The organism is Limnobacter litoralis (assembly GCF_030160455.1).
Classification (GTDB): domain Bacteria; phylum Pseudomonadota; class Gammaproteobacteria; order Burkholderiales; family Burkholderiaceae_B; genus Limnobacter; species Limnobacter litoralis.
Genome location: NZ_BSOJ01000030.1, coordinates 144,516 through 170,456 on the forward strand (window position 1 = coordinate 144,516; position 25,941 = coordinate 170,456).

At 55.5% G+C, this 25,941-nt stretch carries 27 protein-coding genes; 14 read left to right on the forward strand and 13 right to left on the reverse strand.

All coding sequences use genetic code 11. The features are described 5' to 3' along the window. Window positions 1-28: 28 nt before the first annotated feature. The gene (locus tag QQJ87_RS12750) at window positions 29-1,456 is read right to left on the reverse strand and encodes a M16 family metallopeptidase (protein WP_284282182.1); all 1,428 of its coding nucleotides are present in this window, start codon (window positions 1,454-1,456) and stop codon (window positions 29-31) included. Window positions 1,457-1,590: 134 nt separating this feature from the next. Here QQJ87_RS12750 and ftsY point away from each other — a divergent pair, with 134 nt between their 5' ends. The 5 genes from ftsY to QQJ87_RS14640 all read left to right on the forward strand — a co-directional run bounded on the left by ftsY (window position 1,591) and on the right by QQJ87_RS14640 (window position 5,200). Next, window positions 1,591-2,520, forward strand: a complete 930-nt coding sequence (ftsY, locus tag QQJ87_RS12755; RefSeq protein ID WP_284282183.1) for a signal recognition particle-docking protein FtsY — start codon at window positions 1,591-1,593, stop codon at window positions 2,518-2,520. Beyond that, on the forward strand, window positions 2,517-3,245 hold the full coding sequence (locus QQJ87_RS12760) for a cell division ATP-binding protein FtsE (protein WP_284282184.1): 729 nt from the start codon (window positions 2,517-2,519) through the stop codon (window positions 3,243-3,245). Before ftsY ends, QQJ87_RS12760 begins: the two co-directional genes overlap by 4 nt. Window positions 3,246-3,250: 5 nt before the next feature. After that, window positions 3,251-4,159: a cell division protein FtsX gene (locus QQJ87_RS12765; RefSeq protein WP_284282187.1), complete on the forward strand. Its 909-nt coding sequence runs from the start codon at window positions 3,251-3,253 to the stop codon at window positions 4,157-4,159. Window positions 4,160-4,490: 331 nt separating this feature from the next. Beyond that, window positions 4,491-4,772, forward strand: a complete 282-nt coding sequence (locus QQJ87_RS12770; protein WP_329671653.1) for a type II toxin-antitoxin system TacA family antitoxin — start codon at window positions 4,491-4,493, stop codon at window positions 4,770-4,772. Between the two features lie 233 nt (window positions 4,773-5,005). After that, on the forward strand, window positions 5,006-5,200 hold the full coding sequence (locus QQJ87_RS14640) for a hypothetical protein (protein WP_348534583.1): 195 nt from the start codon (window positions 5,006-5,008) through the stop codon (window positions 5,198-5,200). Between the two features lie 146 nt (window positions 5,201-5,346). On the opposite strand, the gene QQJ87_RS12780 is transcribed toward QQJ87_RS14640, so the two are convergent. Beyond that, complete coding sequence (locus QQJ87_RS12780) at window positions 5,347-5,622, reverse strand: hypothetical protein (RefSeq protein ID WP_284282189.1); 276 nt, start codon at window positions 5,620-5,622, stop codon at window positions 5,347-5,349. A 278-nt stretch (window positions 5,623-5,900) separates the two neighbouring features. Then, a complete protein-coding gene (gene rfbD / locus QQJ87_RS12785) occupies window positions 5,901-6,863 on the reverse strand; it encodes a dTDP-4-dehydrorhamnose reductase (RefSeq protein ID WP_284282192.1) in 963 nt (320 codons plus the stop codon). Between the two features lie 156 nt (window positions 6,864-7,019). Between rfbD and QQJ87_RS12790 the strand changes: the two genes are divergently transcribed. Together QQJ87_RS12790 and QQJ87_RS12795 are read left to right on the forward strand one after the other, a co-directional pair. Next, complete coding sequence (locus tag QQJ87_RS12790; RefSeq protein WP_284282193.1) at window positions 7,020-9,026, forward strand: autotransporter domain-containing protein; 2,007 nt, start codon at window positions 7,020-7,022, stop codon at window positions 9,024-9,026. A 109-nt stretch (window positions 9,027-9,135) separates the two neighbouring features. Further along, on the forward strand, window positions 9,136-10,194 hold the full coding sequence (locus QQJ87_RS12795; protein ID WP_284282194.1) for an autotransporter outer membrane beta-barrel domain-containing protein: 1,059 nt from the start codon (window positions 9,136-9,138) through the stop codon (window positions 10,192-10,194). Here QQJ87_RS12795 and rfbB read toward each other — a convergent pair. Further along, on the reverse strand, window positions 10,191-11,249 hold the full coding sequence (rfbB, locus tag QQJ87_RS12800; RefSeq protein WP_284282195.1) for a dTDP-glucose 4,6-dehydratase: 1,059 nt from the start codon (window positions 11,247-11,249) through the stop codon (window positions 10,191-10,193). The two genes, QQJ87_RS12795 and rfbB, sit on opposite strands and share 4 nt — an antisense overlap. Window positions 11,250-11,340: 91 nt before the next feature. Here rfbB and QQJ87_RS12805 point away from each other — a divergent pair, with 91 nt between their 5' ends. After that, entirely contained in the window at window positions 11,341-11,760 is a 420-nt protein-coding gene (locus QQJ87_RS12805) for a hypothetical protein (RefSeq protein WP_284282196.1), read from the forward strand. 24 nt (window positions 11,761-11,784) lie between these two features. On the opposite strand, the gene QQJ87_RS12810 is transcribed toward QQJ87_RS12805, so the two are convergent. Genes QQJ87_RS12810 through gmd form a run of 3 tightly spaced genes read right to left on the reverse strand, consistent with a single transcriptional unit; the run spans window position 11,785 to window position 15,369 of the window. Then, window positions 11,785-13,260, reverse strand: a complete 1,476-nt coding sequence (locus QQJ87_RS12810; protein WP_284282199.1) for a mannose-1-phosphate guanylyltransferase/mannose-6-phosphate isomerase — start codon at window positions 13,258-13,260, stop codon at window positions 11,785-11,787. Continuing rightward, window positions 13,257-14,231: a GDP-L-fucose synthase gene (gene fcl, locus QQJ87_RS12815; RefSeq protein ID WP_284282228.1), complete on the reverse strand. Its 975-nt coding sequence runs from the start codon at window positions 14,229-14,231 to the stop codon at window positions 13,257-13,259. The genes QQJ87_RS12810 and fcl overlap by 4 nt, the downstream gene beginning before the upstream one ends. Window positions 14,232-14,250: 19 nt before the next feature. After that, entirely contained in the window at window positions 14,251-15,369 is a 1,119-nt protein-coding gene (gene gmd, locus QQJ87_RS12820) for a GDP-mannose 4,6-dehydratase (RefSeq protein ID WP_284282201.1), read from the reverse strand. Window positions 15,370-15,511: 142 nt separating this feature from the next. Between gmd and QQJ87_RS12825 the strand changes: the two genes are divergently transcribed. Together QQJ87_RS12825 and QQJ87_RS12830 are read left to right on the forward strand one after the other, a co-directional pair. After that, window positions 15,512-15,793, forward strand: a complete 282-nt coding sequence (locus QQJ87_RS12825) for a helix-turn-helix domain-containing protein (protein WP_284282203.1) — start codon at window positions 15,512-15,514, stop codon at window positions 15,791-15,793. Continuing rightward, on the forward strand, window positions 15,780-16,631 hold the full coding sequence (locus QQJ87_RS12830) for a hypothetical protein (protein WP_284282205.1): 852 nt from the start codon (window positions 15,780-15,782) through the stop codon (window positions 16,629-16,631). Before QQJ87_RS12825 ends, QQJ87_RS12830 begins: the two co-directional genes overlap by 14 nt. On the opposite strand, the gene QQJ87_RS12835 is transcribed toward QQJ87_RS12830, so the two are convergent. The 4 genes from QQJ87_RS12835 to QQJ87_RS12850 all read right to left on the reverse strand — a co-directional run bounded on the left by QQJ87_RS12835 (window position 16,607) and on the right by QQJ87_RS12850 (window position 19,899). Next, on the reverse strand, window positions 16,607-17,107 hold the full coding sequence (locus tag QQJ87_RS12835; protein WP_284282207.1) for a transcriptional activator RfaH: 501 nt from the start codon (window positions 17,105-17,107) through the stop codon (window positions 16,607-16,609). The two genes, QQJ87_RS12830 and QQJ87_RS12835, sit on opposite strands and share 25 nt — an antisense overlap. Then, window positions 17,104-17,937 (reverse strand): S-formylglutathione hydrolase, encoded by an 834-nt coding sequence (gene fghA, locus QQJ87_RS12840; protein WP_284282209.1) that lies wholly within the window; start codon window positions 17,935-17,937, stop codon window positions 17,104-17,106. Before fghA ends, QQJ87_RS12835 begins: the two co-directional genes overlap by 4 nt. 12 nt (window positions 17,938-17,949) lie before the next feature. Then, window positions 17,950-19,059, reverse strand: a complete 1,110-nt coding sequence (locus tag QQJ87_RS12845) for an S-(hydroxymethyl)glutathione dehydrogenase/class III alcohol dehydrogenase (RefSeq protein ID WP_284282211.1) — start codon at window positions 19,057-19,059, stop codon at window positions 17,950-17,952. Window positions 19,060-19,206: 147 nt separating this feature from the next. Next, window positions 19,207-19,899, reverse strand: coding sequence for a hypothetical protein (locus tag QQJ87_RS12850; protein ID WP_284282212.1), 693 nt, complete (start codon window positions 19,897-19,899; stop codon window positions 19,207-19,209). 110 nt (window positions 19,900-20,009) lie between these two features. On the opposite strand from QQJ87_RS12850, the gene QQJ87_RS12855 reads away from it, so the two are divergent. Continuing rightward, a complete protein-coding gene (locus QQJ87_RS12855) occupies window positions 20,010-20,285 on the forward strand; it encodes a hypothetical protein (RefSeq protein ID WP_284282214.1) in 276 nt (91 codons plus the stop codon). Between the two features lie 67 nt (window positions 20,286-20,352). On the opposite strand, the gene QQJ87_RS12860 is transcribed toward QQJ87_RS12855, so the two are convergent. Next, on the reverse strand, window positions 20,353-21,681 hold the full coding sequence (locus tag QQJ87_RS12860; RefSeq protein WP_284282215.1) for a Fic family protein: 1,329 nt from the start codon (window positions 21,679-21,681) through the stop codon (window positions 20,353-20,355). Window positions 21,682-21,823: 142 nt separating this feature from the next. On the opposite strand from QQJ87_RS12860, the gene QQJ87_RS12865 reads away from it, so the two are divergent. The 3 genes from QQJ87_RS12865 (at window position 21,824) to QQJ87_RS12875 (ending at window position 24,676) form a co-directional block, all read left to right on the forward strand. Further along, window positions 21,824-22,165, forward strand: a complete 342-nt coding sequence (locus QQJ87_RS12865; protein ID WP_284282216.1) for a helix-turn-helix domain-containing protein — start codon at window positions 21,824-21,826, stop codon at window positions 22,163-22,165. After that, a complete protein-coding gene (locus QQJ87_RS12870) occupies window positions 22,152-23,393 on the forward strand; it encodes a type II toxin-antitoxin system HipA family toxin (RefSeq protein ID WP_284282217.1) in 1,242 nt (413 codons plus the stop codon). Before QQJ87_RS12865 ends, QQJ87_RS12870 begins: the two co-directional genes overlap by 14 nt. Window positions 23,394-23,515: 122 nt before the next feature. Continuing rightward, complete coding sequence (locus QQJ87_RS12875; protein WP_284282218.1) at window positions 23,516-24,676, forward strand: ATP-binding protein; 1,161 nt, start codon at window positions 23,516-23,518, stop codon at window positions 24,674-24,676. Window positions 24,677-24,709: 33 nt separating this feature from the next. Here the strand turns inward: QQJ87_RS12875 and QQJ87_RS12880 are convergent. Further along, a partial coding sequence (locus QQJ87_RS12880; RefSeq protein ID WP_284282219.1) for a type II toxin-antitoxin system HipA family toxin occupies window positions 24,710-25,941 on the reverse strand: 1,232 nt, incomplete at its 5' end.

A 25,941-nucleotide genomic window follows, 5' to 3' on the forward strand; every position in this document is an offset into this window, starting at 1 on the left:
CTTCACCATCTCTTGTTACTGCTGACAATCAATGCAACATGCCGCTGGGTGCGGGTGCCTGCTTTTTGTTGGGGTCAATTGGCAAGGGGTACAAAGTGCCCACTGTCATTTGGGCGGTGTCAAAGTACCGCTTGGCAACGTCTTGCACCTCGGCGCGGGTCACGGTTTTCATCTGGTCGATCATGCGGTCAATGTCTTCAACCTTGAAACCCAGTGTCAGCGTCTGGCCGATTTCCATGGCCTGGCCGAATACAGAATCGCGCTTGTACACTTGGCCAGCCATCAGCTGGCTTTTTACGCGCTCCAGCTCTTGCTCTGAAATGCCGTCGTCTGCCACTTTCTTGACTTGGGCCAACAGGTCTTTCTCAAGCTGATCCACGGTTTTGCCCTTGGCGGGCGTGCCTTCGAGGTAAAACAGCGAAGGGCCTCGGCCTGTCATGTCGTAACTGGCACCCACACTGACCGCTTCCTGTGTGCCCTGCACCAGGCTTTTGTTCAGGCGTGCGCCAGAGTAGCCATCGAGCACCGCCGCCAGCACGTCCAAGGCGTAAGGGTCGCGGTCTTTGGCAACATCTTCCAGCTTGGGCACTTTGAACCCGATCAACACGTAGGGGTTTTCGGCGGGCGCACGCACTTCCACTCGGCGTACGCCTTCCTGCTTTGGCTCCACTTGGGGCTTGCGGTCTGGCAGCGTGCCCGCCTTGATCTGCCCATAGGTTTCGTCAGCCCACTTTTTGACCTGCGCGGGGTTGACGTCACCGGCAACCACTACGACGGCGTTGTTGGGCTCGTACCAGGTGTGGTACCAGTTGGCCACGTCGCTGGCGGTCATGTGTTCAAGGTCGTTCATCCAGCCTATCACAGGCCGACGGGCCGGGTTGGCTTCAAAGGCAGTGGCCAAAAAAGCCTCGTACAGCTTGGCCTGAGCCTGGTCTTCGGTGCGCATGCGGCGCTCTTCCATCACCACCTGAATTTCTTTCTTGAACTCAGCGGGCAACACCTGCAGATTGTGCATGCGGTCGGCTTCCAGCTCCATCATGCGCTTGAGGTTTTTGGCCTGAATCTGTTGAAAATAGGCGGTGTAATCGCGGCTGGTGAACGCGTTTTCCTGGCCGCCCAAGCCCGCCACAATTTTGGAAAAATCGCCGGGCTTCAGCTTCTTGGTGCCCTTGAACATCATGTGTTCCAGCGCGTGCGACACCCCGGTGGTGCCGTTGAATTCATCAATGGCGCCGATTTTGTACCACACCATGTGGGCCACGGTGGGTGCGCGGTGGTCTTCCTTCACCACCAAACGCAAACCGTTTGACAACTTGTACTGTGTGATGTCGCCATCGGCGGCCTGCACCTGCGTTGCACCCAGTGCACACACAGCCACCATTGCCACCACTTGCACGCCACGCACGCAGCGCGACCACACACCGGGACCAGAAAGACGTCGATTCGTGTTTTTCATTGCCTTAAACCACCTATGTGCTGCGAAAATTTGGGACCTCGCCAATGGTAGAATGCTTTGGCGTTCGGTCAAGGCGTGTGACCACCATTCTTGCATTTTGGTTCACCCAAGCATTTCTACTCGGAGTTTTTTCAATGCAGATCCCAGGGCAAAGACAGGACTGGCTGGGCCGCCTGAAATCAGGCCTCACCAAGACCCGTTCCGGCTTCACCTCTATTTTTACCGGCCGCAAGGTCGATGAAAGCCTGTTTGAAGAACTCGAAGAGCGCCTTCTGCTGGCCGACTGCGGCCTGCCCGCCACCGAGCTGTTGATGCAAAAAGTGCGCGACGCCGTTTACCAAAAAAGCATCACCACCGCCGAGGGCGTGCAGCTTGCGCTGCGCGACGCCATTTTTGATTTGCTTCGCCCGCTGGAAACCAGCATGGGCGTCGACCGCGCCCGCCCCCTGGTCATGATGGTGGTCGGCGTCAATGGCGCCGGCAAAACCACCAGCATCGGCAAACTTGCCAACTATTACGCCGACATCGGCTACAACGTGCTGCTGGCCGCGGGCGACACATTCCGCGCTGCCGCACGTGAACAGCTGGACGTGTGGGGTCAGCGCAGCAATGTGGATGTCATTTCCGCCAAAGGCGCCGACCCGGCCGCTGTGGCGTTTGATTCTGTTCAATCGGCCATTGCGCGGCACTCGCACATCATCATCGTCGACACCGCAGGCCGCCTGCCTACGCAACTCCACCTGATGGAAGAACTGAAAAAGGTCAAAAAAGTGGTGGGCAAGGCCAAAACCGACGCGCCGCATGAAATCGTGCTGGTGGTCGACGCCACCAACGGACAAAACGCCCTGCAGCAGATCAAGGCCTTCAACGACGCCCTCGGCCTGACCGCACTGGTGGTCACCAAGCTGGACGGCACCGCCAAAGGCGGCATTCTGGCCGCCATGAGCATGAGCACCCGCGTGCCCGTGGCCTTCATCGGCGTGGGCGAAAAGCTGGAAGACCTGCGCCCCTTCAACCCCCGTGAATTTGCAAACGCCCTGGTCGGCATCGAGTCCAACCCATGATCCAGTTCAAAAACGTCACGCTCAGCTTTGGTGAACACCACGCCTTAAAACGCGTCAACTTTCAGCTTCCCAAAGGGTCTTTCACCCTGTTGGAAGGCCACTCTGGCGCCGGCAAAAGCTCAATTTTGCGGCTGCTGGCCACCTTCGAGCAACCCACCAGCGGCGACATCCTGATTGGCCGTAGCTCCATCGCACGTCTTTCACGGCGCGAACGGGCGCACTACCGGCGTTCAGTCGGTTACACCGGGGGTGACGTCGATCTGCTTGAAAACCGCAATTGTTTTGACAACGTGGCCCTGCCACTGCGCATCGCAGGTTTGTCTGAAGACGATGTACAAAGCCGTGTAAAGGCTGCGCTGGCGCGTGTCGGTTTGTCACACACTGACCGCATGCTGCCCAGTGAATTGTCTGGGGGGCAACAGCTCCGCCTGCAGATTGCGCGTGCAGTGGTCAACCGCCCCTCACTGGTGCTGGCCGACGAGCCCACCGCACAGCTGGACGACGAATCGGCCGCCCGTGTGGTCGGCCTGCTGGAGGAGTTCAACCACGCTGGCGTCACCGTGATTGTGGCCACCCACGAGGCCGCGCGATTCAACCGCGTGACCCACCGCCTTCGCCTGGCCGAAGGGGAGGTTCTGCCCACCCTCACAGAAGACGGCACACGCGCCGAGCCGGGCGTTCAGGCGTTCTCGCAAGAATTCATCAACAAGGCTTACGGAGCTTAAACACAATGCGCTGGTTACGATTGCAATGGTTTTCAATGACCGCCGGGCTGAAACTCTGGCTGGACGAACCATTCGGACATTTCTTCAACGCGCTTGTACTGGCGGTTGCACTGGCCATGCCCTGGAGCGTGGCACAGGGCCTGAGCGCCATCATCCCCTCCATGGACCGCTGGGTTGGCGACCCCGAGATCAGCCTGTACTTCAAGCCCGACGCCACCAAAGAATCCGTGGACGAAGCCGCCACCCGCTTGAAGCGCGACTTTGACCTCAGCAGCGTCACCGTGGTCACGCCCGAAGAAGCCTTGGCCAAATTGCGCACGCAAAGCCAAACGCCCGACCTGGCCGCCAGCCTGCCCGAAAACCCCCTGCCCTACACCGTGGTTGTCGTGCTGGACGTAGGTAGCAAAACCGACACGCAAGCCATCGAAAACAAAATTGCGCAGTGGCAAAAATTCAAGGGTGTTGAACACGTGCAATACGACGCGCAGTGGGTACGCAGGTTGCAATCGGTACTCAGTGGTGCACGCCTCATCGCCATGGCATTGGGCATCCTGATTGCCGGCATGGTGCTCATTGTCACTTTCAACACCGTGCGGCTTCAATTGATCCGCAATCAGGCGGAGGTGCACGTGCTTAAATCGCTGGGTGCCACAGACACCGAAGTGGGCCGCCCCACCCTGTGGTGGTCAGTCAGCCTGGCTGTGGTGGCCTTCGCACTGGCGTACTTTTTCGTCAGCAGCGCCATGGGCTTGGCCGACGACGCAGTGGGTCAGTTCATTCGCCAGTTCGACAAGCAATTCGGGTTTCAGCAGCCAGCGGGATTGACCGCGCTGGGGTTGTTTTCGGTGTGGTTGGCGTTGGTGATGGGTGGGGCGTGGGCGTCGGTGAAAGTGACAGTATTGCGGATTCATTGAACGCAACTGCAACCGAGCTTTAGCATCGCCCAAGTCAGTTTCTTCGCCCGGCTGCACCACCCCTGACAGCTGATCTTAAGCCCTCTTGAAATGGAATCCGGAAACGCAATGGCGTCTTCCGGGCCTGCTTGCTCAGGCAATCCATTTCCGCGAGTGCCGATCAGCGGGTGGCGCTTTAGGCCTGGGCGAAGCAACCGCCCTGTGCGATGTGCGGTGTGCGATTCTTGACTAGATGCGGCCAAACTTACCGATTACCGTCGCTGAAGTTACGTCATGATTCATTTGACAACCGCATGACGACCCGATATTGTTGTATATCTACCAGATACACATGAACCAAATGCGCGACGCAGCCATCAATATACGTGCTGAGCCAAACCAGCGGGATTTGATCGATCAAGCCGCGAAATTGCTCGGTAAAAATCGATCCGATTTCATGCTGGAAGCGGCCTGCGAACGCGCTCAATCTATTTTGCTTGATCAGGTGTACTTTCAAATCAACGAAGGGCAGTTCACTCAATTTCTGGAACTGCTAGACACTGCGACCGAATACAATCCAGGTCTGGAAAAATTGCTCACGGTTCAACCCCCATGGAAGGTCAATAGATCTTGAAAGCGGGTTTTCGGCCGCCCCTGCCCCTCACTGAATTACATCAAACCTCGAATTTCGCATGCGGGGTTTCTTCACTCGATGAATGGCTGCGTCGCAAGGCGCTTCAGAATCAAAAATCAGGCGCAAGTCGAACTTTTGTATTGCTTGATGGTGAGAGTGTTGTTTGCGCTTACTATGCACTCGCTGCTGGCGCCGTTTCGCACTCGGCGAGCACTTCCAATATACGTCGCAACATGCCTGATCCGATCCCGGTCATGGTACTTGGCAGGCTGGCGGTCGATCTGAATTTCAAAGGTCAGAAACTCGGTGCAGCCATGCTTCAGGATGCTGTTTTGCGTTGCAAATCGGTCGCTCAAAACGTCGGCGTCCGAGCCATGTTGGTTCACGCAATTGATGAATCCGCAAAGGCCTTTTACTTGAATTACTGATTTCAGGTTTCGCCGATCGATCCAATGACCTTAATGCTCAAGCTTGTTTAGATCATCATGCTTAACATCACCCGGCTGCATTATTCCTAAACATCGCTCAGGTCAGTTTCTTCACTCCGCTACTGCGCTTCTAAACATCGCCCAAGTCAGTTTCTTCGCCCGGCTGCAGCCACACTAAACATCGCCCAAGTCAGTTTCTTCGCCCGGCTGCACCACCCCTGACAGCTGATCTTAAGCCCTCTTGAAATGGAATCCGGAAACGCAATGGCGTCTTCCGGGCCTGCTTGCGCAGGCAATCCATTTCCGCGAGTGCCGATCAGCGGGTGGCGCTTTAGGCCTGGGCGAAGCAACAGCCCTGTGCGATGTGCGATGTGCGATGTGCGATGTGCGATCAGTTGAGTCTTTCCGGTTGGGTATGCCATGCAGCGCGATTCAAGGTCTGCCCGCTGCGAAAGGCTCGCAGCTTTGGAACATGCCCGACCTGCGACTTGTCTGAGCCCCAGTTTCTGGGGCGAGTTGTCGCTCGGGCTTCCAAAGCCAGAGGCTGAAGCAGCGTCTTTTCGGGCAGACCAAGCGCCAGTGGCTGCACAGCCGGAATAGACCGCAACCTCTGCACAGCCGAATAAAACGCCCCCGCACAGCCGGATAAGACGCCCCCGCACAGGCGGAATAGACGGCGACCTTTGCACAACAGCAGCTTCTACAACTGCCCCGCCTCCAGCGTCGCCAGCAAATTCCGCACTCCCTTGGCCCAGTCCGGCGGATTCACACGGAAAGCTTCGCGCAACTTGGCGTTGTCCAACACCGAATAAGCGGGCCTCGCTGCCGCAAAGTTCATTGAACTGGTAGGCACAGGTAAAACCGCGGGCATGTTGGCCACCAAGCCCTTCTTCACGGCCAGTTCAAGCGCCAGTGTGGCGTACTCATGCCAGGTGGTTTCGCCCGCCGCGCTGGCGTGAAAAATCTCGCCTGCAGGCACTTCAGCAGGGTAGTCGGGTAAAAAGGTCGGGGCCAGTTTCCCCAAGGCCCGGTAACGGCTTTGTGCAACCACGCCGGCCACGGTCAGGCCAAGTTCGGCCAGCCATGCAGCGGGTGTGGGTGCGCCGCGCTGGTCATTGACCACCTTCAATTCAGGCCGCTGCTGGGCCAGCTTGATCATGGTTTTGCAGAAATTGCCGCCCCGTTGGGCGTACACCCACCCGGTTCGAAACACCAGCCAATTGCCGCCGACTTCCTGTAAATACTGCTCACCTTCGGCCTTGCTTCGACCGTACACACTCAAAGGGTTGATGGGGTCGTTTTCTTGGTAGGGGCGATTGGCGGTGCCATCAAACACGTAGTCGGTGCTGTAGTGCACCAGCACGGCGCCCTGCTTTTTACATTGCTCGGCCAGTACACCCACAGCTTTGCCATTGATCTGGCTGGCCAGTTGCGGCTCCTGCTCGGCTTTTTCCACCGCGGTGTAAGCCGCAGCGTTAATCACCACATCGGGGCGAACGTCTTTCAAGGCAGCCACAATTTGTTCGGGCTGAGTGAAATCCACTTTGTCACGCCCGTAGCACACGCAATCGCTCATGGTTTCCATCAGGGCGGGTTTGGCGTGTTGCCCCAACACGTAACCCAGCTGCCCCTGCGCACCCAATACCAGAACCCGAATTCCCACTTGACGCTTCCTGTGACTGTGACAATGAACGCTGACTATTGTAGGGCATCACCGGACGGGAAATCGTGACCGGAACCAACTGGGGCAAACACTCACTAAAAAGTATAATCTGACCATTACAAATTCCTGTAATAGTTACTATTTTTAGGTAATATTATGAAAAAAACAACCCTCTGCCTGGCACTTTCTCTGGCTTGTGCCCAACATGCCATGGCCGCCGAATTTCGTGTCGACCGGCTTTACATCCTTGGCGACAGCCTGAGCGACGGCGGCACCTACACCAACACTGCCACTGCGGGCCTTACCGGTGCCGGCGTGCCTTCTGCGCTGATTCCCAACCGCTTGAAATTCACGACCAACAGCAACAATTCACCCCTTTGGGACAATGTACTCGCCGCCAAACTGGGCATTCCGCTTGATGTGGATGTGTTGAACATACCCACTGGCACCAGCACTGTGCTGACCACCCATGTCAACGGCGGCAATTACGCGCAGGGGGGTTCACGCGTGGCCAACCCAGCGGGCATTGGTCAAAACCTCGCCCAAGGCATCACCACCATTCCGGTCACGCAGCAGGTGGACCGCCTGCTGGCCGATGTCGGTGGCACTTTTCAACGCAACGACCTGGTTGCACTGTGGGCTGGCGCAAACGATGGCTTTACCCAATTCGGAACCATTGCAGTCGCAGGCGCAGGGTACATTCCCACCGCCCTGTCTGAAATGTCGGTGGCAGCAGGTGCAGAGCTTCAGCAAATTGACAGGCTGAAGGCTGCCGGCGCGCGCAACATTGTGGTCATCACCATGCCTGATTTGGGCGTGACCCCCTTTGCCGCACTGGTGGACGCCAGCTCGCCGGGCAGTAAAACCCTGCTGACCACACTCACCAATCAATTCAACAACACTCTTGAAACAGCCGCCGCAGCCAAGGGTGCGGTGGTGGTAGACGCCAACAAACTGCTGTACGCCATTCTGGCCAATCCGGCCAAATACGGCTTTACCTCACCCACACCCACCACACCTGCCTGTGGCGTCAACGCGTCGGCCACGGGCCCCAACGACTACTACAACAGCAGCCTGACCTGTATTCAAGGCGTCAACGCCAGCGCCGACAGTCAACGACGCATCTTCGCCGACGGCGTGCACCCCACCGCCGCGGCGCAAGCCCTGTTTGGCGAGGCGGGTTTTGCAGGGCTACAGGCCACCGGCATCAACGGCATTTTGCAGGTGTCGCCACTGACGCCCATTCGCCAGCATGCCCTTGGCCTGGAAAATCGATTGTCTTCATTTGCCCTGGTGGAAGAATACCCGCAAGGCAAGGTCAAACTTCGCCCGGTGGGTGATGTGCAGGTGTATGCCAGCGCCGAAGCGGGCCAATTCACCTCGTCGGCCCAACAAGTGCAGGAAGGGTTGCAGGCCGACACCAAAGTGCTGAACGTTGGCGCTGACCGCATGGTGGCCCGCAATGCACTGGTGGGCGTGGGCGTCAGCCTGGACAGCGCCAACACCAAATTTGACAACAATGGCGGCGGCTTTAAAAACGACGTGGCCATTGGCACGCTGTTCACCACGGTGGCTTTGTCAAAATCAGTCTACGTCAATGCCGCACTGGCTTATGGCCGCATCAGTTACGACGTTGAACGCAAATTCATGCTGGGCCCCAGCCAGGAACGCTACACCGCCAACACCAACGCTGACTACCAGTCTGCCCGCATCGGTGGCGGCTACATTCACAACTTCGGCAATGGCTGGACACTGAACCCACAACTGGCCTACACCGATGAGCAAATCAAGCTGGATGGCTACAACGAGAGCAGCGGCGCAGCCAGCCTCAGTTTTGGCAGCAGCACCTACAAAGCCCAGCGCGTCAGCACTGGTTTTGCGCTTACCAAAGCACCCGCAAACCCCAGCGGCTGGCGGCCACTGTTGCGTTTTTCCATCGAAACCGATTTAAACAAAGACGATGTGGCCATTCGCATGGGCCCAAACCCCAACACCTTGGCCACCGTGTACGCACCACGTCCAGATGGTAATTTTCAGTTGCTGTCAGTGGGGGCTGCCAAGCCAGTCGGGCCCGGGCAGGTCATTTTGCAGGCGGCCTCCACACTGGGGCAACAAGGGGTGAAATCGCTGTCACTCAGCGCCAGCTACAAAGCCAGCTTTTGATTGTTAAATTGCCTCTCCCCCATTCGGGGGGGGCAGGGAAACCCTAATATTCAGGTGAAAGGTGAGTATTACAATCAGATGTCACGGAGACAACCAATAGGTAATAATTATGACAAAAAATGCAGTATTTGTAGGACTCTCGCTTGCTCTATCCACCCTGTCCGCACAGGCTGCACCCAATCCCACACTGGATGGTCAACAGGCTGGCGGTCTGAACGGCGTCATGGTTGCCACACCGCTTGGGGCCATTCGCCAACATGCGCTGGCACTTGAAAATCGATTGTCGATCTTTGGTCTGGTAGAGCCAGATGCCAAGGGTGAGCCACACCTGCGCCCCGTGGGCGACGTGCAATTGTACGGTAGCGCCGAAGCTGGCCGTTACAAGCTAAAAGAGGAAGGCATAAAGCCAGGCTTCAAAGCCCACACCCAAGTACTTAACCTTGGAGGAGACCGCATGGTCACCCGAAATGCTTTGGTCGGGCTAGGGATCAGTGTAGACAGTGCCAATACCAGCCTTGAAAACGGACGGGGTTCTTTTGACAACGATCTGGTTTTGGGCACCGTATTCACCACCATCGCACTGTCTCCGAGTATGTATGTCAATGGTCAGGTCAATTTTGGTCGGGTGAACTACGACATCAACAGAATTGGATCTGTTCCCGGTACAGCGACCGGCAGCACATCCGCCTTGTACCAGGCTGCACGAATTGGCGGCGGTTTCATCCACAACTTCAGCCACGGAATTACCCTAAACCCTCAAATTTCGTACACTGAAGAACAGCTTAAAATGGACGGCTACTCAGAGACCGGAACGTCGCCACTGCTTCTTCGATACAATCCGACCAAATACAAGTCACAACGCGTGAGTCTTGGCGCAATTGCGACCATAGCCCCCAGCACCCCCCACGGCTGGAGGCCGGTTGCCCGATTCTCGTTCGAACACGACTTAAACGATGACGGCGTTGTGGTTGGTGTGGGTCAAGCCGCGGGCGGCCCAATTCAGACCGCCAAGGGAGATCAACCAGACCGCAACTACGAGCTGCTGTCACTGGCTGCGATCAAGGAATTGCAAAATGGTGGTTTGATTAACCTACAGCTGGCAACTACGCTGGGCTTTAAAGACTTGACGTCCTATAGCCTCAGCGCAACCTACAAGCATCCGTTCTAACCGTACTGCTTTTCTAGCCACTCACGGTAACCCTGTTCGGTTACCTGGGTGGCCCACTCCTGATTGTTCAAATACCACTGCACCGTTTTTCGAATGCCGGTGTCGAAGGTTTCAGCCGGTTTCCAGCCCAATTCCCTCTCAATCTTTCTGGCATCGATGGCATAGCGGCGATCGTGGCCGGGCCGGTCTTTCACAAACGCAATTTGCGTGGCGTAGGGCTGCCCATCTGCGCGGGGCTGCAAATCATCCAGAATGGCGCAAATGGTGTTCACCACGTCCAGGTTGGCTTTTTCGTTCCAGCCGCCAATGTTGTAGGTTTCGCCCAAAGTGCCCGCCTCTAGCACGCGGGCAATGGCGCGGGTGTGGTCTTCCACAAACAGCCAATCGCGAATTTGCTGACCGTCGCCATACACTGGCAGGGGCTTGCCCTGCAGCGCGTTCATGATCATCAGCGGGATCAGCTTTTCCGGAAAGTGGTAAGGCCCGTAGTTGTTGCTGCAGTTGGTGGTTAACACCGGCAAGCCGTAGGTGTGGTGCCAGGCACGCACCAGGTGATCGCTGGCCGCTTTACTGGCTGAATACGGACTGTTGGGCTGATAGGCGTTGGTTTCAGCAAAAGGAGGGTCGTTTTTGCCCAGCGTGCCGTACACCTCGTCGGTGCTGACGTGCAAAAAACGAAACTGCGGACGTTCTTCGCCTTGCAGGGTTTCAAAATAAGCCCGTGCACATTCCAGCAAGCGGAACGTGCCCATCACGTTGGTTTGCAAAAAAGCCTCAGGGCCCAAGATAGAGCGATCGACGTGGCTTTCAGCCGCAAAATTCACAATGGCGCGGGGCTTGTGCGTGGCCAAAATATCGGCCACCACCTGTGTGTCACCAATGTTGGCGTGCACAAAGGTGTGGGCCGGGTTGTTCATCACGGGCAAGAGGGTCGACAAATGCCCTGCGTAGGTCAGCGCGTCCAGCGACACCACGGGTTCGGTGCTGTTTTCAAAATGCTGGCGCACGAAGCACGATCCGATAAACCCGGCTGAACCGGTCACAAGAATGGTCATCTTTGCCTAACTCGCGTCAAAAAAACCGTTTAACATGGGACAAAACAACAGGCAGTGTATTTCAAATTTATTCATTTACAAGGACAGGGGCATGAACACTTCAACAACTGCATGGTTTACCAAGATGGGCATGGCGGCGCTGGTACTGGCCAGTGCGGGCTGTGTGGCCGTTGTACCCATGGGCAACAACGACAAAAACAAAACTGACAATGGCAGTGGCGCTTCAGGCACCCAGCCACAAGCCACCGTGTGCAACATCGAAGGTCAAGACAAGCAAGATCTTTCCAACGGCACCACCAAGGTGTTGATCACCCAAAGCTGCGAAAAAACTGAAATCTACATTGAAAACCAGCACCCCGAACACCCCAAGAAATGCCAGGTGCGCATTGGTGCACAGGCCACTCAGCTATACATTCAGCCGGGTGAAAGCCGAACCCTGACCCAGCAAGGCCCGGTTGAAAAGGCGCAGATTTACGTCAATTGCGTGAACGACTGGAACCGCACCAAATAAAGCAGTATCCGTGTGGCTGGGCCCTCAAGCCCGGCCATACACGTCGTCAAACCGCACAATGTCGTCTTCTTCAAGGTAGTCGCCACTTTGCACTTCGATCATCACCAGGTTCATCTTGCCGGGGTTGACCAAGCGGTGGCGGTTGCCTGCGGGAATGTAGGTGGACTCGTTTTTACGCACCAAAAACACAGCCTCACCATTGGTGACTTCAGCCGTACCTTCCACCACGATCCAGTGTTCGCTGCGGTGGTGGTGCATTTGCAAACTGAGTGACGCATTGGGCTTCACCTCAATGCGCTTGATCTTGTAGCCCGCGGCGTCTTCGAGCACGGTGTAGGTGCCCCAAGGCCTGTGGACCGTGGGGTGAAAGTTCACCAGTTCACTGCCCTGCTTTTTCAGGGTTTCAACCACCTTCTTCACGTCCTGGTGGCGGCTTTTGTGGGCCACCAACAGTGCATCGGGCGTGTCCACCACCAGCAGGTTGTCGACACCCAACGTGGCCACCGTGCGGTTGCCCAAGCGAACGTGGGTGTTGGCGGTTTCAATGTTGATCCACTGCCCCGCCCCTTCTGTTTGCGTAGTGTTGCCTTGTGCATCGGCGGCGCATTGCTCGGCCAGTGCGGCCCAGCTGCCAATGTCACTCCATTGAAAGCTGGCAGGCACCACCGCCACATTGTCGGCTTTTTCCAGAAGGGCATAGTCGATGCTGATGTCGGGCTGGGTGTTGAACAGATCGGCTGGAAACGTGGACACCGTGCCACCCGCCTTGGGCGCAGGTTTGGTGCTGGCGCTCTGCCAAACGGTTTGGGCCGCTTCGGCAACCGCAGGCGCATGGCTTTGCAAACCCGCCAGCAATTCATCGGCACCCAAAGCAAACATGCCACCGTTCCACACGTACTGCCCGCTGGCCAGGTATTCCATGGCGGTTTTGGCATCGGGCTTTTCAACAAAGCGCTTGACCTTGTACACGCCGGGCACCGTGGCCAATTCGGCGTCACGCTGAATGTAGCCAAAACCAGTTTCAGGTGCAGTGGGCGTAATGCCAAAACACGCCAATTGCCCCTGTTGCCCAGCCTGTATGGCCAAGGCTGCGGCGTCTACAAATGCACCCACAGGGTTGATCAGGTGGTCTGCCGGCAGCACCAACAACACGGGGTTGGCGTTCGGAAACTTCGCTTTTGCCCACAAAGCGGCCAGTGCAATGGCTGGTGCTGTGTTGCGCCCGGCGGGCTCCAGAATCTGGTTCAATACCACGCCTTTGCCCTGCAACACCGGATTGCATTCATCCGCCAGCAAAAACTGGTAGGCCTCGTTGCTGACCAACAGCAGGTCTGAACAGCCCGGCACACTGGCCGCGCGCTTCACGGTTTGGGCAATCAGGCTTTCACCGCCCACCTTCAAAAATGGCTTGGGGAAGTTTTTGCGGGAAAGGGGCCACAAACGCGTGCCAGCGCCACCACATAGAACGACTGGAATGACTGGGTTGTTCATGTTGCTCATACCTGCCTCAATTGTTCTTCGTGCTGTAAAAACCACGCGTAGGTGCGGGCCAGGCCCTCTTCAAGGCCAATGCTGTACTGCCAGCCCAAAGCCTTTAAACGGTCGACATTCATCAGCTTGCGTGGGGTGCCATCGGGTTTGGTGGCGTCAAACACCAATTCACCCGTATAGCCCACCACACGGGCCATGGTGTGCGCCAGTTCGGCAATGGTGCAATCTACGCCGGTGCCCACATTGATGTGGCTTAACATCGGTTCGGTGTTGGCCTGGTAGGTGGCGTTGTCCAGCAGCAGCACGTGAATGCTGGCCGTCGCCATGTCGTCCACATGCAAAAATTCACGCATGGGTTTGCCGGTGCCCCACACCACCACCTGCGGCAGGCTTTGCTGCTTTGCTTCGTGAAAGCGGCGCATCATGGCCGGTATCACGTGGCTGTTCAGCGGGTGGAAGTTGTCGTTCTCGCCATACAGGTTGGTGGGCATCACGCTGCGGTAGTCGCGCCCGTGCTGGCGGTTGTAACTTTCGCACAGCTTGATGCCGGCAATTTTGGCAATTGCATAGGGCTCGTTGGTGCTTTCCAGCGTGCCGGTCAGCAAGGCGTGTTCAGTCATGGGCTGCTCGGCCAACTTGGGGTAAATGCAGCTGGACCCCAAAAACAGCAGATGCTGGCAGTCGTTGGCGTGAGCGGCCTCAATCACGTTGGCCTGCATCATCAGGTTGTCGTAAATAAAGTCGGCCGGGTAGGTGTTGTTGGCGTGTATGCCCCCCACCCGTGCAGCGGCCAGCACCACGGCGTCAGGCTTTTCAGCGGCCATGAACTGGCGCACTGCAGCTTGCTCCACCAGGTTCAGCTCGGCGTGGGTGCGGGTCACAATGCGAGTGAAACCGCGCGCCTGCAACTGGCGCACAATGGCGCTGCCCACCATGCCACGGTGGCCCGCCACGTAAATTTTTGAATCGGTTGAGATCATGCTGTTGGCACCTGCTGGCTTATTCACGGCTGACGGCCACGCTGTAGCCGTGCTGCTTCAACAGGGCCTGTTTGCGGGCGGCTTCCAGGTCGCTGGCCACCATTTCCTGCACCATCTCTGCCAGGGTAATGCGTGGCGTCCAACCCAGCTTCTGCTTGGCTTTTGAAGGGTCGCCCAGCAAGGTTTCCACCTCCGCGGGGCGGAAGTAGCGCGGGTCCACCTGCACCACCACATCGCCCACTTTCAGGGCTGGGGCCTTGTCGCCCTCCACCTTGGCCACAATGCCTTTTTCATCCACACCCGCACCTTCCCAGCGCAGTGTGACGCCCAGCTCGGCGGCTGTCATTTCAATGAACTGGCGCACTGAATACTGCACGCCCGTGGCAATCACGAAGTCTTCAGGCTGGTCTTGTTGCAACATCAGCCATTGCATTTCCACGTAGTCTTTGGCGTGGCCCCAGTCGCGCAGGGCGTCCATGTTGCCCATGTACAGGCAGCTTTCAAGGCCCACTGCAATGTTGCTCATGCCGCGGGTAATTTTGCGGGTCACAAAGGTTTCGCCGCGGCGCGGGCTTTCGTGGTTGAACAAAATGCCATTGCAGGCGTACATGCCATAGGCTTCGCGGTAGTTCACGGTAATCCAGTAGGCGTACATTTTGGCCACTGCATAAGGGCTGCGCGGGTAAAAGGGTGTGGTTTCCTTTTGTGGAATTTCCTGCACCAGACCATACAACTCGGACGTGGAGGCCTGGTAAAACCGGGTGGTCTTTTCCATGCCAGAAAAGCGGATTGCTTCCAGCAGGCGCAAGGTGCCGATGGCGTCTACATCGGCGGTGTATTCCGGCGATTCAAAGGACACAGCCACGTGGCTTTGCGCACCCAGGTTGTACACCTCGGTGGGGCGCACTTCTTGCAAAATGCGCGTCAAGTTGGAGGTGTCGCTGAGGTCGCCGTAATGCAGCTTGAAGCGCTGGTTCTCGATGTGCGGGTCTTCGTAAATGTGGTCGATGCGCTGGGTGTTGAACTGCGACGCGCGGCGTTTAATACCGTGAACTTCATAGCCTTTTTGAAGCAGAAATTCTGCCAGGTACGATCCGTCTTGCCCGGTTACGCCGGTGATCAACGCCACTTTGCTCATGCTGGTTTACCCTGAAATGAAATTGGTACAGGCGCCCAGAATAGCGCAGCCTTGGGCATCTGAATAAGCTGTTTGATCAAATAAATGTCGGATATCATCGTCATAATTTTATAATTCTAATTTATGGTGAATAAAACCGACCATGCAATCAATCAAAAACACCACTGATCTGGCCATGCTTTTAAAGGCACTTCGCCAAAACGGCGGGCCACAGGGACGCAAAATGCCGGCGCACACACTGGCGCAACTGGCCGGGCTCAGCCGCGACACCATTTTCAGGATGGAAAGGGGCGAAGACGTGTCTTTCGACACCGCACTGCGGGTGTTACGGGTGTTTGAAGTTGGCCTGCAAGCGGCACAAGTTGAATGGCCCACCTTGGGCAATGCCGCGCAGCATTTTCAGCACACGCATGCACAACAGTAATCAACTGGTGCAGGTGTTCAACCTGGGGCGGCCCAGCGGCTGGCTGGGGGCACAATCGGCTTGGGGCAAGCCAGCAAGAACTGGCGGGCAATTCCAACACTGGTTTCAATACACCAGCCGCAACCCTTCACAGCCGTGGTTCAGCTTGCTAACACCGCCCAGCCAAACACTGTACCTTCAAAGCGCTGCATTTCCCGCGTTTTCGCATTTGGGCAGCCTTGCTGAACTGCCCGCTTGCAGCAACCAGTGGCTGGGCACGCTCAGTTTTGCCAACCCCGATGCACCCGTGGTGCGGCCACGGCGTATTTTGCCAACAAGCACACTGCAAACCCTGACCTTTGCTGAATTGCTGAACCGCGTGGGCGACCCGACCCCATTGCACCATGGCTTGCTGGTGCAAACCGATCGGCGTTATGGCACGGCAGACACGCTGGCCTACCCTGCCTTGCCCGATGCCTTGCGCGCTTTGCCTGGCCACCGCCAAGTGGGGGCACTCAGCCTGCTGCCACGGCCCGACTTCAACCCCACCACCCAACAACGCCTGGGTGCGGAACACCTGCACTGCAGCATGGGCTTGCACTGGCATGACTGGGAAAAATTACTGGGCGGGCCGCAAAAAGCCCTGTTCAGCATGGCTTGTGAGGCCATACGCACGTATGGTCGCCAGCACGGCCTGCTGATTGCGCAGTTCAAAAGCCACTTAAATTTGATTTGCAGCGGGGCACTGAACCCGTACTGGATCTACCAGCAGCCGGGCGCCATGCAGGCATCACACCCTTCACAGCCAAGCCGGCCCCAAGTGATGGGTCTGGCCTATTTGCCCAAATTGTCAGTGTGAATTTCCACCGGGCGTTCTGCACCCAGCACATTGAGCAGCAACAGCACGCGGTCGGCACTCTTCAGGGCAGCCACGCGCCCCACCAAGCCTTCAAAAGGCCCGGCTTCCACACGCACCTCTTGCCCCTCGGCCAAGGCCGGGGCGCGGGCATCCAGGTTCATCACCGACTCGTCGTCCAGTTGGCTGGCAATCCGGGTAATCAGGTCGTCGGGCACCGGCGTCGCCTTGCCGCCGAAGCGGACCAGGTCGATGCAACCCTTGGTTGAGCGCAGCTTGGTGAAGTCGTGCACACCCGCCTGCAACCGCACAAACACATAGCGGGGAAACAGCGGCTCTACCACCAATTGCATGCCGCCCGCCTTGCGTTTTTTCTGGCGCGCACGCGGAAAAAACACGCCGAAGCCCTGGCGCTGCAAATTCTCTACGGCCACCGCCTCCAGCCGTGGCTTGGTGTACACCACGTACCAGTTGTTCATAGGTGGCGGGCGTGAAATTTCAGATGGTTTTCAATAAAGCTCGCGATGAAGTAGTAACTGTGGTCGTACCCGTCGCGGTAGTTGATCTGCGCCTTGTAGCCCATTTCGGCACAGGCGGTAATCAACAAGTCGGTTTTCAACTGCTCCGCCAAAAACGAGTCGGCGGTGCCTTGGTCGACCAGCATCGGCAATTGCCGTGCGCCCGCACGGATCAGCGCCACCGTGTCGTAACGCAACCAGCTTTCGCGACTTTCACCCAAATAATGACCCAAGGCCTTGCGACCCCACGGGCACTGGCTGGGGGCCACAATCGGAGAAAATGCACTCACACTGGCGTAGCGGTTGGGGTGGTTCAAGGCGATGGTCAGCGCCCCGTGCCCGCCCATTGAATGGCCGCAAATGGCGCGGCGCGGCTGCAGCGGGAACTCGGCTTCCACCAATTCTGGCAGCTCGTCCACCACATAACGTTCCATCTGGTAATGGGTCTTCCAGGGGGCTTGGGTGGCGTTTACGTAAAAGCCCGCACCCAGGCCGAAATCCCATGAATTGTCGGGGTCAACAGGCACTTGCGGGCCACGGGGGCTGGTGTCGGGCATCACCAAAGCAATGCCCAAATCGGCCGCAATGCGCTGCGCGCCGGCCTTGGTGGTGAAGTTTTGGTCGGTGCAGGTTAAACCGGACAACCAATACACCACAGGCACCTTTTTACCCGCCACCGCAGCGGGCGGCAGGTACACGCTGAACTGCATGGTGCAACTTAAAGCGGCAGACTCATGCTGCAACTGCAACTGCTGCCCTTCAAAACATTTCACGCTGCTTAATGTTTTCATGGCACCACCGCTTTAATAATGAATCACGCTGCGAATGGACTTGCCCTCGTGCATCAAATCAAAGGCCTCGTTGATTTGCTCAAGCGGCATGGTGTGGGTGATGAAGGTGTCCAGCTCGAACTCGTCGTTCATGAAACGGTTGACATAGCCCGGCAATTCCGTGCGGCCACGCACACCACCAAAAGCACTGCCACGCCACACGCGGCCAGTCACCAACTGGAATGGGCGGGTTGAAATTTCCTGCCCGGCACCGGCCACACCGATGATGACGCTTTCGCCCCAGCCCTTGTGGCAGCATTCCAGCGCAGCGCGCATTACCTTCACGTTGCCAATGCACTCGAAGGAGAAATCCACACCGCCGTCCGTCATTTCAACAATCACCTCTTGAATGGGCTTGTCGAACTTGGACGGGTTCAAAAAGTCGGTGGCACCCAGCTTTTTGGCAATCGCAAATTTGTCCTCATTCAGGTCAACGGCGATAATGCGCCCGGCCTTGGCCTGCACCGCGCCGATAATCACAGCCAAACCGATGCCACCCAAACCAAACACGGCCACAGTGTCGCCCTGCTTCACTTTGGCGGTGTTGTGCACCGCGCCCATGCCGGTGGTCACGCCACAACCCAGCAGGCACACTTTTTCAAGCGGGGCCTTGGGGTCGATTTTGGCCAAGGAAATTTCGGGCACAACGGTGTGCTCGGCAAAGGTGGAGCAACCCATGTAGTGGTAAATCGGTTTGCCGTCTTTGCTGAAACGGCTGGTGCCGTCGGGCATCAAACCCTTGCCCTGTGTGGCGCGCACAGCCTGGCACAGGTTGGTTTTGCCACTTTTGCAGAACTTGCATTCACGGCACTCGGCCGTGTACAGGGGAATCACGTGGTCGCCCACGGTCAGGCTGGTAACGCCCTCGCCAATGGCTTCTACAATGCCAGCACCCTCATGGCCCAAAATGGCGGGAAACACACCCTCGGGGTCGTCGCCGCTCAGCGTGTACGCGTCGGTGTGACACACGCCTGTGGCCACAATGCGAACCAGCACCTCGCCCTTTTTGGGCAGCTCCAGATCAACTTCTTCGATGGACAGTGGTTTGCCAGGGCCCCAGGCCACAGCTGCACGGGTTTTCATGGTTGGCATTGCTTTTTCCCCTTTACAAGCGGTGTTGAATCAAGCTGCCAGTTTAACGCAGTAAATTGTGGATGCCCGCTGGCGACGTGCACATGCGGAGAACGGACCTACTCAGGCGGTTGTCGACCCAAAGAAAATATCTATTTCTCAACGAATAATTTTTTGAGTTTTTAGTAAGATCTTCGTAATTTTAAAATTTTCTCCATTCCAGTAATAAATGATCCGGTACGCTGGCTGCAAACTACGCCACTCCGGCTGGGTCAGATCGGGCTCCGCAACAAACACCGCGCTGCCATCATCGAAATACAGCTTCGCCTCATGGTCAAACCCATTTTCAAGATGTTGACCGGCCGAAAGAAAGTCAATGTTTCGTGGAATTACGATTCCGATTTCATCTGCGTTGACTTTCGCAAATTCTCCATCCTTGTTTAACACCCAAAACTCATATGACCAGGTGTCATGACCAACACCACTTTCAAAAGCAATGACATACAGGGTTCGCCCACGATCGTATTGATAGGCATGAAGATGAAACACATTATCGGTTGGGCATAATCTGAAATCGACTCGGTTACTGTCTCTGTGTAGTACCAACCACTTAACCTGATATTCAGGTTCGTAATATTTTTCGATATCACCGCAACCCTGCTGGCTTGTTTTCTGACTCAGCATGGCATGCAACTCACCTGAGTCTATCTCGGACCGCAGTAACTTTGAATGACCGTGCAAGCTCTTTAACACCTCATCGTATGACAGGCCTTTTGCGAATGCCGATGAAAAAACCAGGAACGTGGTGATGCAGAAACAAAGAATCAACGATATAAAGCGGCGCAATTGCATTTTTTAAAATAAATTCCTCAACAATGTGGAGGGTAATCCAAATGCGAAGCGGTTGCACTACCAGGCTCGCGCCTGATTCATGCTGGTTAACCTTCAGCACCAACACAAAAATGAAATTATCCAAGCTACCAATATTTTTGCTTGTTGCCTTGTCTGTTCAAGCCTATGCAAGTGACGCGAGCTTGCAAGAACTGTCGATACGCAGCGGGCTAAGTCGAGATCAACTTCAAGAATTTGTTAGTGCCTGCGACAGCAATCAACTCAGCATGTACTTCTGTGCCTGGAACTCTGAAATTGCCTCAGAGCAAGAACTTCATCAGGTGGTGACAGACAAACTGCGCGATCGTCCTAAATGCCAAAGCGCGGTTACCGCACTGTCAAAATAATGGTTGTCGGCTGAAAGCAAATTCAGCAAAATTTCAGCAAAAAAGAGTTCCGCTAGAACGCGAATTCCTAAAGTTGCCTCCAGGCCAAATAATCCGACGGCTTAAGGCCATATCGGGCCAAAACGCCTTCGTGCAATCGTCGCAATTCATCGATTATCAACTCCTGAACGGGCTGCTGTGCCTCAGGCGGCACGCTGGCCTTTACAACTTTACTGATAAATCCCATGGGGTTGGCTTCTCGATTAAGCACAACATCATGAATGGTCTGCTTGATCAACTCGCGCCAAGCCAAACGCAGCGGGTCGGGCTCGGCCAGGGTTTGCTGAATTGCAAGGTATTCCTGAGTCGATCTTTCATAGGCCCATACATACAGATCACGCAGCAGTTCAATGCGGGTCATTTCATAAACGCCTAGCATTGCGCTGCTGTATGCCTCCACAGGCACACCCAAAAAAGTAAGCGGGCACAAATTTTCCCGAAACAGTGGCAAATTGGCCAAAATACGCGACGTTCTTTTATTGATGTCCGCAAATGGCTGCAAATATGGCAAATGCACCATCAGAAAGAAAGATTGCTCAAAAGGGTCCGAAATCACATTGGCCTTGTCAAGCAGCAATTCAAGCACCGCCTCAATTTGCTGTGGCGTCGCCAATGGCTGATACACACTTTTGCCTATGTCCACTGCATGCTGCCGAATGCGCCCCTCATCTGCCGGGTTGGGAAGCAGGTTTTCTGACAATGCACTGTGCAAATTCATTAGGGTGTAACGGTTTATGCCGACTTGATTCATGTTTTCAACCAACAGCTCAATGGCCGACTTGTGGTTCAAAATCATTTGGGTTTCCATGGTCGCCTTGCCTTCCGCGACCCTCCCCTGTTCAATCAGCTCCCGCGTATCCAGGCGTGAATAAGTGTTTCCCTCCAAGTGACTGGAAGCCCATGACAAATCAATAAGCAGGCGATTCAAAATGGCCCGGCCGTGTGTACCAGCGGGTTGTTCAGCGTTCGCAGTTTTGCCCATGGCGTGTAACTGCCGACGAATGGAACTCGATAAATACCAGGTTTTACCTGGCTGATAGACGTTCAAAAATTCGGTCTGATAGCCAATCGGCTTACGCGCCGGCAGGGGCTGGTCAATGTAAGCAAGAACATCGCGACTGTCAGCCGACAGCGGAATGTAAGTTGGAAACCGACTTTCGATTTCAGGCTCAATCAGGAAATACCGGCGAGCTCTCGCTATGCCTGTTGCACGTATAAGGTGCTCATCAATCATTGCCGCCACCAGCCGTTGCGCTGTACGTCGCGAAACCTCGGGGTGCATGCCCAAAAGTTCAGACAGGGAAAGGCCCTGCCTTGCGGACTGAATGCTTTTTAAAAAGTCTTGTTGAATTGGCATGATCAAATTGGCGCAGTTCTAGAGTGAATTGGCGCAATTATGGCGCAATTTATTAAATCGCGCCATAATTGCGCCACCAACCCTTTTATCAAAGAAATCTGATTTGCATAAATGCTCTTTTAAATGCTATAAAAGAGCATTCATGTTCAATTTTATTATGTCCAAAATATCCATTACACCAAAGCAGGTGCACAGCCTGGTTGCCGAGCGCATTCAAACCTGGGGCCTTTGCATACGCACCTTGCGCTACACGCAAAAAATAAAGGCCGCCGACCTTTGCGAGCGCCTGGGCATCTCGCACACCACCCTTCGCCGTCTTGAACAAGGTGACCCGGCCGCCGCCGTGTGTCATTACCTGCAGGCCCTTTTGATACTGGGCGTTCTGGATGAAGTTGCGCCGCCCGTACCCACCACGTTGTTTAATTCTGATGCCGCGCACAAACGTGTTCGCTTGCAAAGCCGGGCAGACGATGACCTCTTCTAAACCCGTTTACATCTACCTGCACCACCCTTACAGCGGTGCGTGGCTTACCGTAGGCCGATATATCTGGCTGCCAGAGACACAAAGCGGCGAATTTTTGTATGCACCGCTGTACTGCGAACGGGAAGACGCGATCAGCATAGACCCCATCAATCTGCCACTCATTCCCGGGCAATTGTTCACAACTACACGATACAAAGGCCTTCACGATGCGCTGCGCGATTGCACCCCTGACGCCTGGGGAAAGCAGCTCATCAGCAGGCAACATGGGCTTTCAATGAACAGCCATGATCGTGAGTTTCTGATGTTTGCCGGTAACAGTGACCGCTGGGGGGCGCTGGCACTTGGACAATCAAAGAGGCCCGCCGTTGCGGCACTTCAAACGCCCAAATTGAGCCAGATTGATCAACTCATTGATGAGCTACACACCATTGCCGAACACCAGCCGAGCAAGCACCCGCAACTGCGCAAAAAACTGTTTGCCACACCGAGCCTGGGCGGCGCCAGGCCCAAGGCCACGGTTCAAGACGGTTTGCGATACTGGCTAGCAAAACCAAACCAGAACACAGACACTTGCAATATCGCCAGGCTTGAATTTTTTGCATTGGCACTGGGCGAGGCATGCGGCCTGAGTGTGCCCGCCATTCAGCTACACGGGCACGGCCAACAAACCGACACCCTCCTGATTGAACGCTTCGACCGAAGCGGGCCCCAGCGCCACATGGTGCTTAGTGGAGCAAGTCTGCTTGAAACAGAATACCCACCCGTGAAGACGGGCGAAACAAATCGCTGGAGCTACCCTCGGCTGGCAGAGCAAATGCGGCGCTGCGGCTGCCCCAAAGAAGACACCATCCAGTTATTCAAACGCATGATTTTCAATGCCATCATCGGTAACGACGACGATCACCCACGCAACCACGCGATTGTTTTTCGGGCGAACGAGAAACGCTGGCGCTTAAGCCCCTTGTTCGATGTAGTACCCAACCCCGATGAGGCGCCAAAGCGTCTTTCGATGCAACTGTGCGCAGGGCATTTTGAGATTTCGCGATCAAACCTGTTGGCAGATGCCGAAAAATTCGGACTTGCAGCAACACTGGCGGAAGAAACACTAGACAATTTTACGCAGTCAGTGGGCGCTAAAGCCCACAAGCACATTTATGTTCTAGCGCGCATTCAAGCGAACGCCATGACCGCACGAATTCGAAGTCAGCTCGCATTGCTGGCCGAGTAATCTGCACCCACGCCAATAATCCGAGGCTCTAACTGGAAGACGACACACACATCGCAAAAAGGGGCTTTACATAAAATTATAAAAAATCAATAATTATGGCTAAAAAATAATTTTATCTAATCATGACCAAAATTTATTCCAGAACTGAACTTGCCAATTCCATGGCTGCACAGCTGATCAAGCCGACCGGTCTTGACACTGGCTTGCGATCAGGACTTTTTCTATCTGGCATTCGGCGCATCGGAAAAACCACTTTTTTAAGAAACGACCTCATCCCTGCCCTACAAAAGCTTGGGGCTGTGGTTGTTTATGTCGACCTGTGGAGCAACCCGCAGGCCAGTCCCGCAGACCTCGTCTACCACGCTGTTGCGGATACACTGCGCGATTTGGCAACCCCTGGCTCCGCGCTTCTGGAAAAATTGCGCGCAATCAAAGGGCTGGATATTGGTGCGTTAGGCGTCAAATTGGGCGTCAAAATCGAATCTGTCGAAAAAGCGAATGGAGTAACACTCGCGCAGGTTTTTGAAGAATTGATCGACAAAACCCAAACCGATGTTGTTTTGATTATCGATGAAGTGCAACACGCCCTCGCCAGCGACGACGGCGGCAACCTGCTTTTAGCGCTTAAAGCCTGCCGCGACGCGATCAACCCCCGGCCAGACACCCCAGGACACTTCATTTTTATTGGCACGGGGTCTAACCGGGCCTTGATCGGTGAACTGGCCACCCGAAAAAACCAGGCCTTCGCAGGTGCTTATTCGGCGGACTACCCTGTGCTTAACGGCGAATACGTGGAATTTTTGCTTCAACAACTTCGTAACGATGGATACACAGGGCTGCCATCGCAAAAAGTTGCCAGTGAGGCATTCAAAACCCTGGGAAGCCGTCCGGAAGAACTGCTTCGTGCCCTTCGACTTGCCCTACAAAGTCATGCAAACAACCCAACAACACACCCAGACACAGTGCTGCCCGCGATAGCACTTACCCTGAGAAATGCCGCAGCAGATATTGAACTTGAAAAGGTGGAAGCACGTGGCCCACTGGCCATGGCCATATTCAACCGCATTGCAAGTAAACCTGGGGGCTCCAAGGGTATTTACTCGGCAGAAGCAGCAGAAGATTATTCAACAGCACTTGGGCGGACTGTAAAAATTGAAGAAATTCAGCCCGTTGCCATGGACCTGATGGCGGCAAACCTGATTATGCGCAGGGGGCACGGTTTGTACGAGATCACTGACCCCTTCATCAAAGAGATCTGGAAAGAGAAAAAAGGCCTGTTGTAACTTCTTGAAGAAATTTGCAGAAATACTATTTTCTTAAACCATCATGCTTCTAGCCTTGTCGGCCAGGCCAGTTAAGCCCTGTGCTTCCGTTTGAAGGGCTGTAAAGGCAAACGGATTCAAAAACGCACCATTCAGCAGGCGGTTACGATCAACCACCGATAATTTTGCCTCGTCGCACACTGCCTTCCAGTGTGTGGCCATCGTATGCAACTGCGCACCAATAATTTCAACACCCTCTGAAATTGAAAGATGGAACTGAGCCACCGCGGCCAAGCAGGTGCTTAAGCGGCTAAGATTGTCACGACCATGAATAACCATGGCCTGACTTGCCTCTTGCCCCGTTCGCGCCTGCGGGCAGACGTCATAAGCAGGTGTTAAAGTCAACTGCTGCCCATCCCAAAATGCGGCGTGGTTGCGGGCATGGTCATCGGTGTTGCCACACAACACATTGAACACCAAGCGACCAAACACCTCCTTCAGGGTCGCCTTGGGCTGGCTGAAGCGCTGACGGATGATCTGCGCCAAGTCAAAGTAACTGGCGTATCGGGCTTGCATTTCATCGAGCCCAAGAATGGTTAAAGCGGACACCACTGGTTTGCGCAACCAACCCGTATCAGACCATTGTCGGTCAAAACGCTTTACCAGCAACACGTCTTTTCCTGCGGCCCTGACAAGCGACACAGGCGCCACATTCAAACCAGCCATTGCCGCCAGACGCATTGCAACAAACTCTGCTTTCACCACACTGTAGATGTCGTTTGATGAGGAAAACTTGGCGATGTACTTACACCCATCGCCCTCAATGAGTGCCTTGGGTCTTGCACCACCAATTGCGGTGCCGTGATGAAGGGCAAGCTCCAGTGGCGGCGACAGGGGCACGCCAAGCTCAACCAGCTCAGCCGCTTTCAGCAACTCGTCCAGACTTGCATGGGTGACATTTCGTGGCGTGTAAGTGCTTGCCGAGACCTGAAAATCCAGCGCTCCAATTCGATCAGAGCCCGACTCAAGGAGATAATCCAACTCGGTCAAATCCAGCCCCGCTGAAAGACTGGGCTTTGCGCCGAAAAGCCGATTCACAATGACCCTGCGTCCCCATGCGTCTGGGGCGGCATCACGCAAGCACCCCGGCATGCTTAGGCCTTCCGGAAGCGGCAAAATGCCCTCTTGCAGCGGCAGTTCTGGCAAATAAAGCGGCATGGCTGCGTATTCTGGCCGAAACTGGACACGGTTTCTGGCTGAAACTGGACACCGTTTCCAGAGCAAGC

Excerpts from the sequence above, each read along its gene's own strand:
- QQJ87_RS12765 (WP_284282187.1), top strand. The coding sequence starts at position 3,251 with ATGCGCTGGTTACGATTGCAATGGTTTTCAATGACCGCCGGGCTGAAA.
- QQJ87_RS12810 (WP_284282199.1), bottom strand. The coding sequence starts at position 13,260 with ATGAGCAACATGAACAACCCAGTCATTCCAGTCGTTCTATGTGGTGGC.
- QQJ87_RS12780 (WP_284282189.1), bottom strand. The coding sequence starts at position 5,622 with ATGGCATACCCAACCGGAAAGACTCAACTGATCGCACATCGCACATCG.
- rfbB (WP_284282195.1), bottom strand. The coding sequence starts at position 11,249 with ATGACCATTCTTGTGACCGGTTCAGCCGGGTTTATCGGATCGTGCTTC.
- QQJ87_RS12750 (WP_284282182.1), bottom strand. The coding sequence starts at position 1,456 with ATGAAAAACACGAATCGACGTCTTTCTGGTCCCGGTGTGTGGTCGCGC.
- QQJ87_RS14640 (WP_348534583.1), top strand. The coding sequence starts at position 5,006 with ATGCCTGATCCGATCCCGGTCATGGTACTTGGCAGGCTGGCGGTCGAT.
- QQJ87_RS12875 (WP_284282218.1), top strand. The coding sequence starts at position 23,516 with ATGACCAAAATTTATTCCAGAACTGAACTTGCCAATTCCATGGCTGCA.
- QQJ87_RS12825 (WP_284282203.1), top strand. The coding sequence starts at position 15,512 with ATGCAATCAATCAAAAACACCACTGATCTGGCCATGCTTTTAAAGGCA.
- fghA (WP_284282209.1), bottom strand. The coding sequence starts at position 17,937 with ATGAAAACATTAAGCAGCGTGAAATGTTTTGAAGGGCAGCAGTTGCAG.
- fcl (WP_284282228.1), bottom strand. The coding sequence starts at position 14,231 with ATGATCTCAACCGATTCAAAAATTTACGTGGCGGGCCACCGTGGCATG.
- QQJ87_RS12760 (WP_284282184.1), top strand. The coding sequence starts at position 2,517 with ATGATCCAGTTCAAAAACGTCACGCTCAGCTTTGGTGAACACCACGCC.
- ftsY (WP_284282183.1), top strand. The coding sequence starts at position 1,591 with ATGCAGATCCCAGGGCAAAGACAGGACTGGCTGGGCCGCCTGAAATCA.
- QQJ87_RS12855 (WP_284282214.1), top strand. The coding sequence starts at position 20,010 with ATGAAATTATCCAAGCTACCAATATTTTTGCTTGTTGCCTTGTCTGTT.
- QQJ87_RS12835 (WP_284282207.1), bottom strand. The coding sequence starts at position 17,107 with ATGAACAACTGGTACGTGGTGTACACCAAGCCACGGCTGGAGGCGGTG.
- QQJ87_RS12870 (WP_284282217.1), top strand. The coding sequence starts at position 22,152 with ATGACCTCTTCTAAACCCGTTTACATCTACCTGCACCACCCTTACAGC.
- QQJ87_RS12865 (WP_284282216.1), top strand. The coding sequence starts at position 21,824 with ATGTTCAATTTTATTATGTCCAAAATATCCATTACACCAAAGCAGGTG.
- QQJ87_RS12830 (WP_284282205.1), top strand. The coding sequence starts at position 15,780 with ATGCACAACAGTAATCAACTGGTGCAGGTGTTCAACCTGGGGCGGCCC.
- gmd (WP_284282201.1), bottom strand. The coding sequence starts at position 15,369 with ATGAGCAAAGTGGCGTTGATCACCGGCGTAACCGGGCAAGACGGATCG.
- QQJ87_RS12805 (WP_284282196.1), top strand. The coding sequence starts at position 11,341 with ATGAACACTTCAACAACTGCATGGTTTACCAAGATGGGCATGGCGGCG.
- QQJ87_RS12790 (WP_284282193.1), top strand. The coding sequence starts at position 7,020 with ATGAAAAAAACAACCCTCTGCCTGGCACTTTCTCTGGCTTGTGCCCAA.
- QQJ87_RS12860 (WP_284282215.1), bottom strand. The coding sequence starts at position 21,681 with ATGCCAATTCAACAAGACTTTTTAAAAAGCATTCAGTCCGCAAGGCAG.
- QQJ87_RS12850 (WP_284282212.1), bottom strand. The coding sequence starts at position 19,899 with ATGCAATTGCGCCGCTTTATATCGTTGATTCTTTGTTTCTGCATCACC.
- QQJ87_RS12845 (WP_284282211.1), bottom strand. The coding sequence starts at position 19,059 with ATGAAAACCCGTGCAGCTGTGGCCTGGGGCCCTGGCAAACCACTGTCC.
- QQJ87_RS12795 (WP_284282194.1), top strand. The coding sequence starts at position 9,136 with ATGACAAAAAATGCAGTATTTGTAGGACTCTCGCTTGCTCTATCCACC.
- QQJ87_RS12770 (WP_329671653.1), top strand. The coding sequence starts at position 4,491 with ATGAACCAAATGCGCGACGCAGCCATCAATATACGTGCTGAGCCAAAC.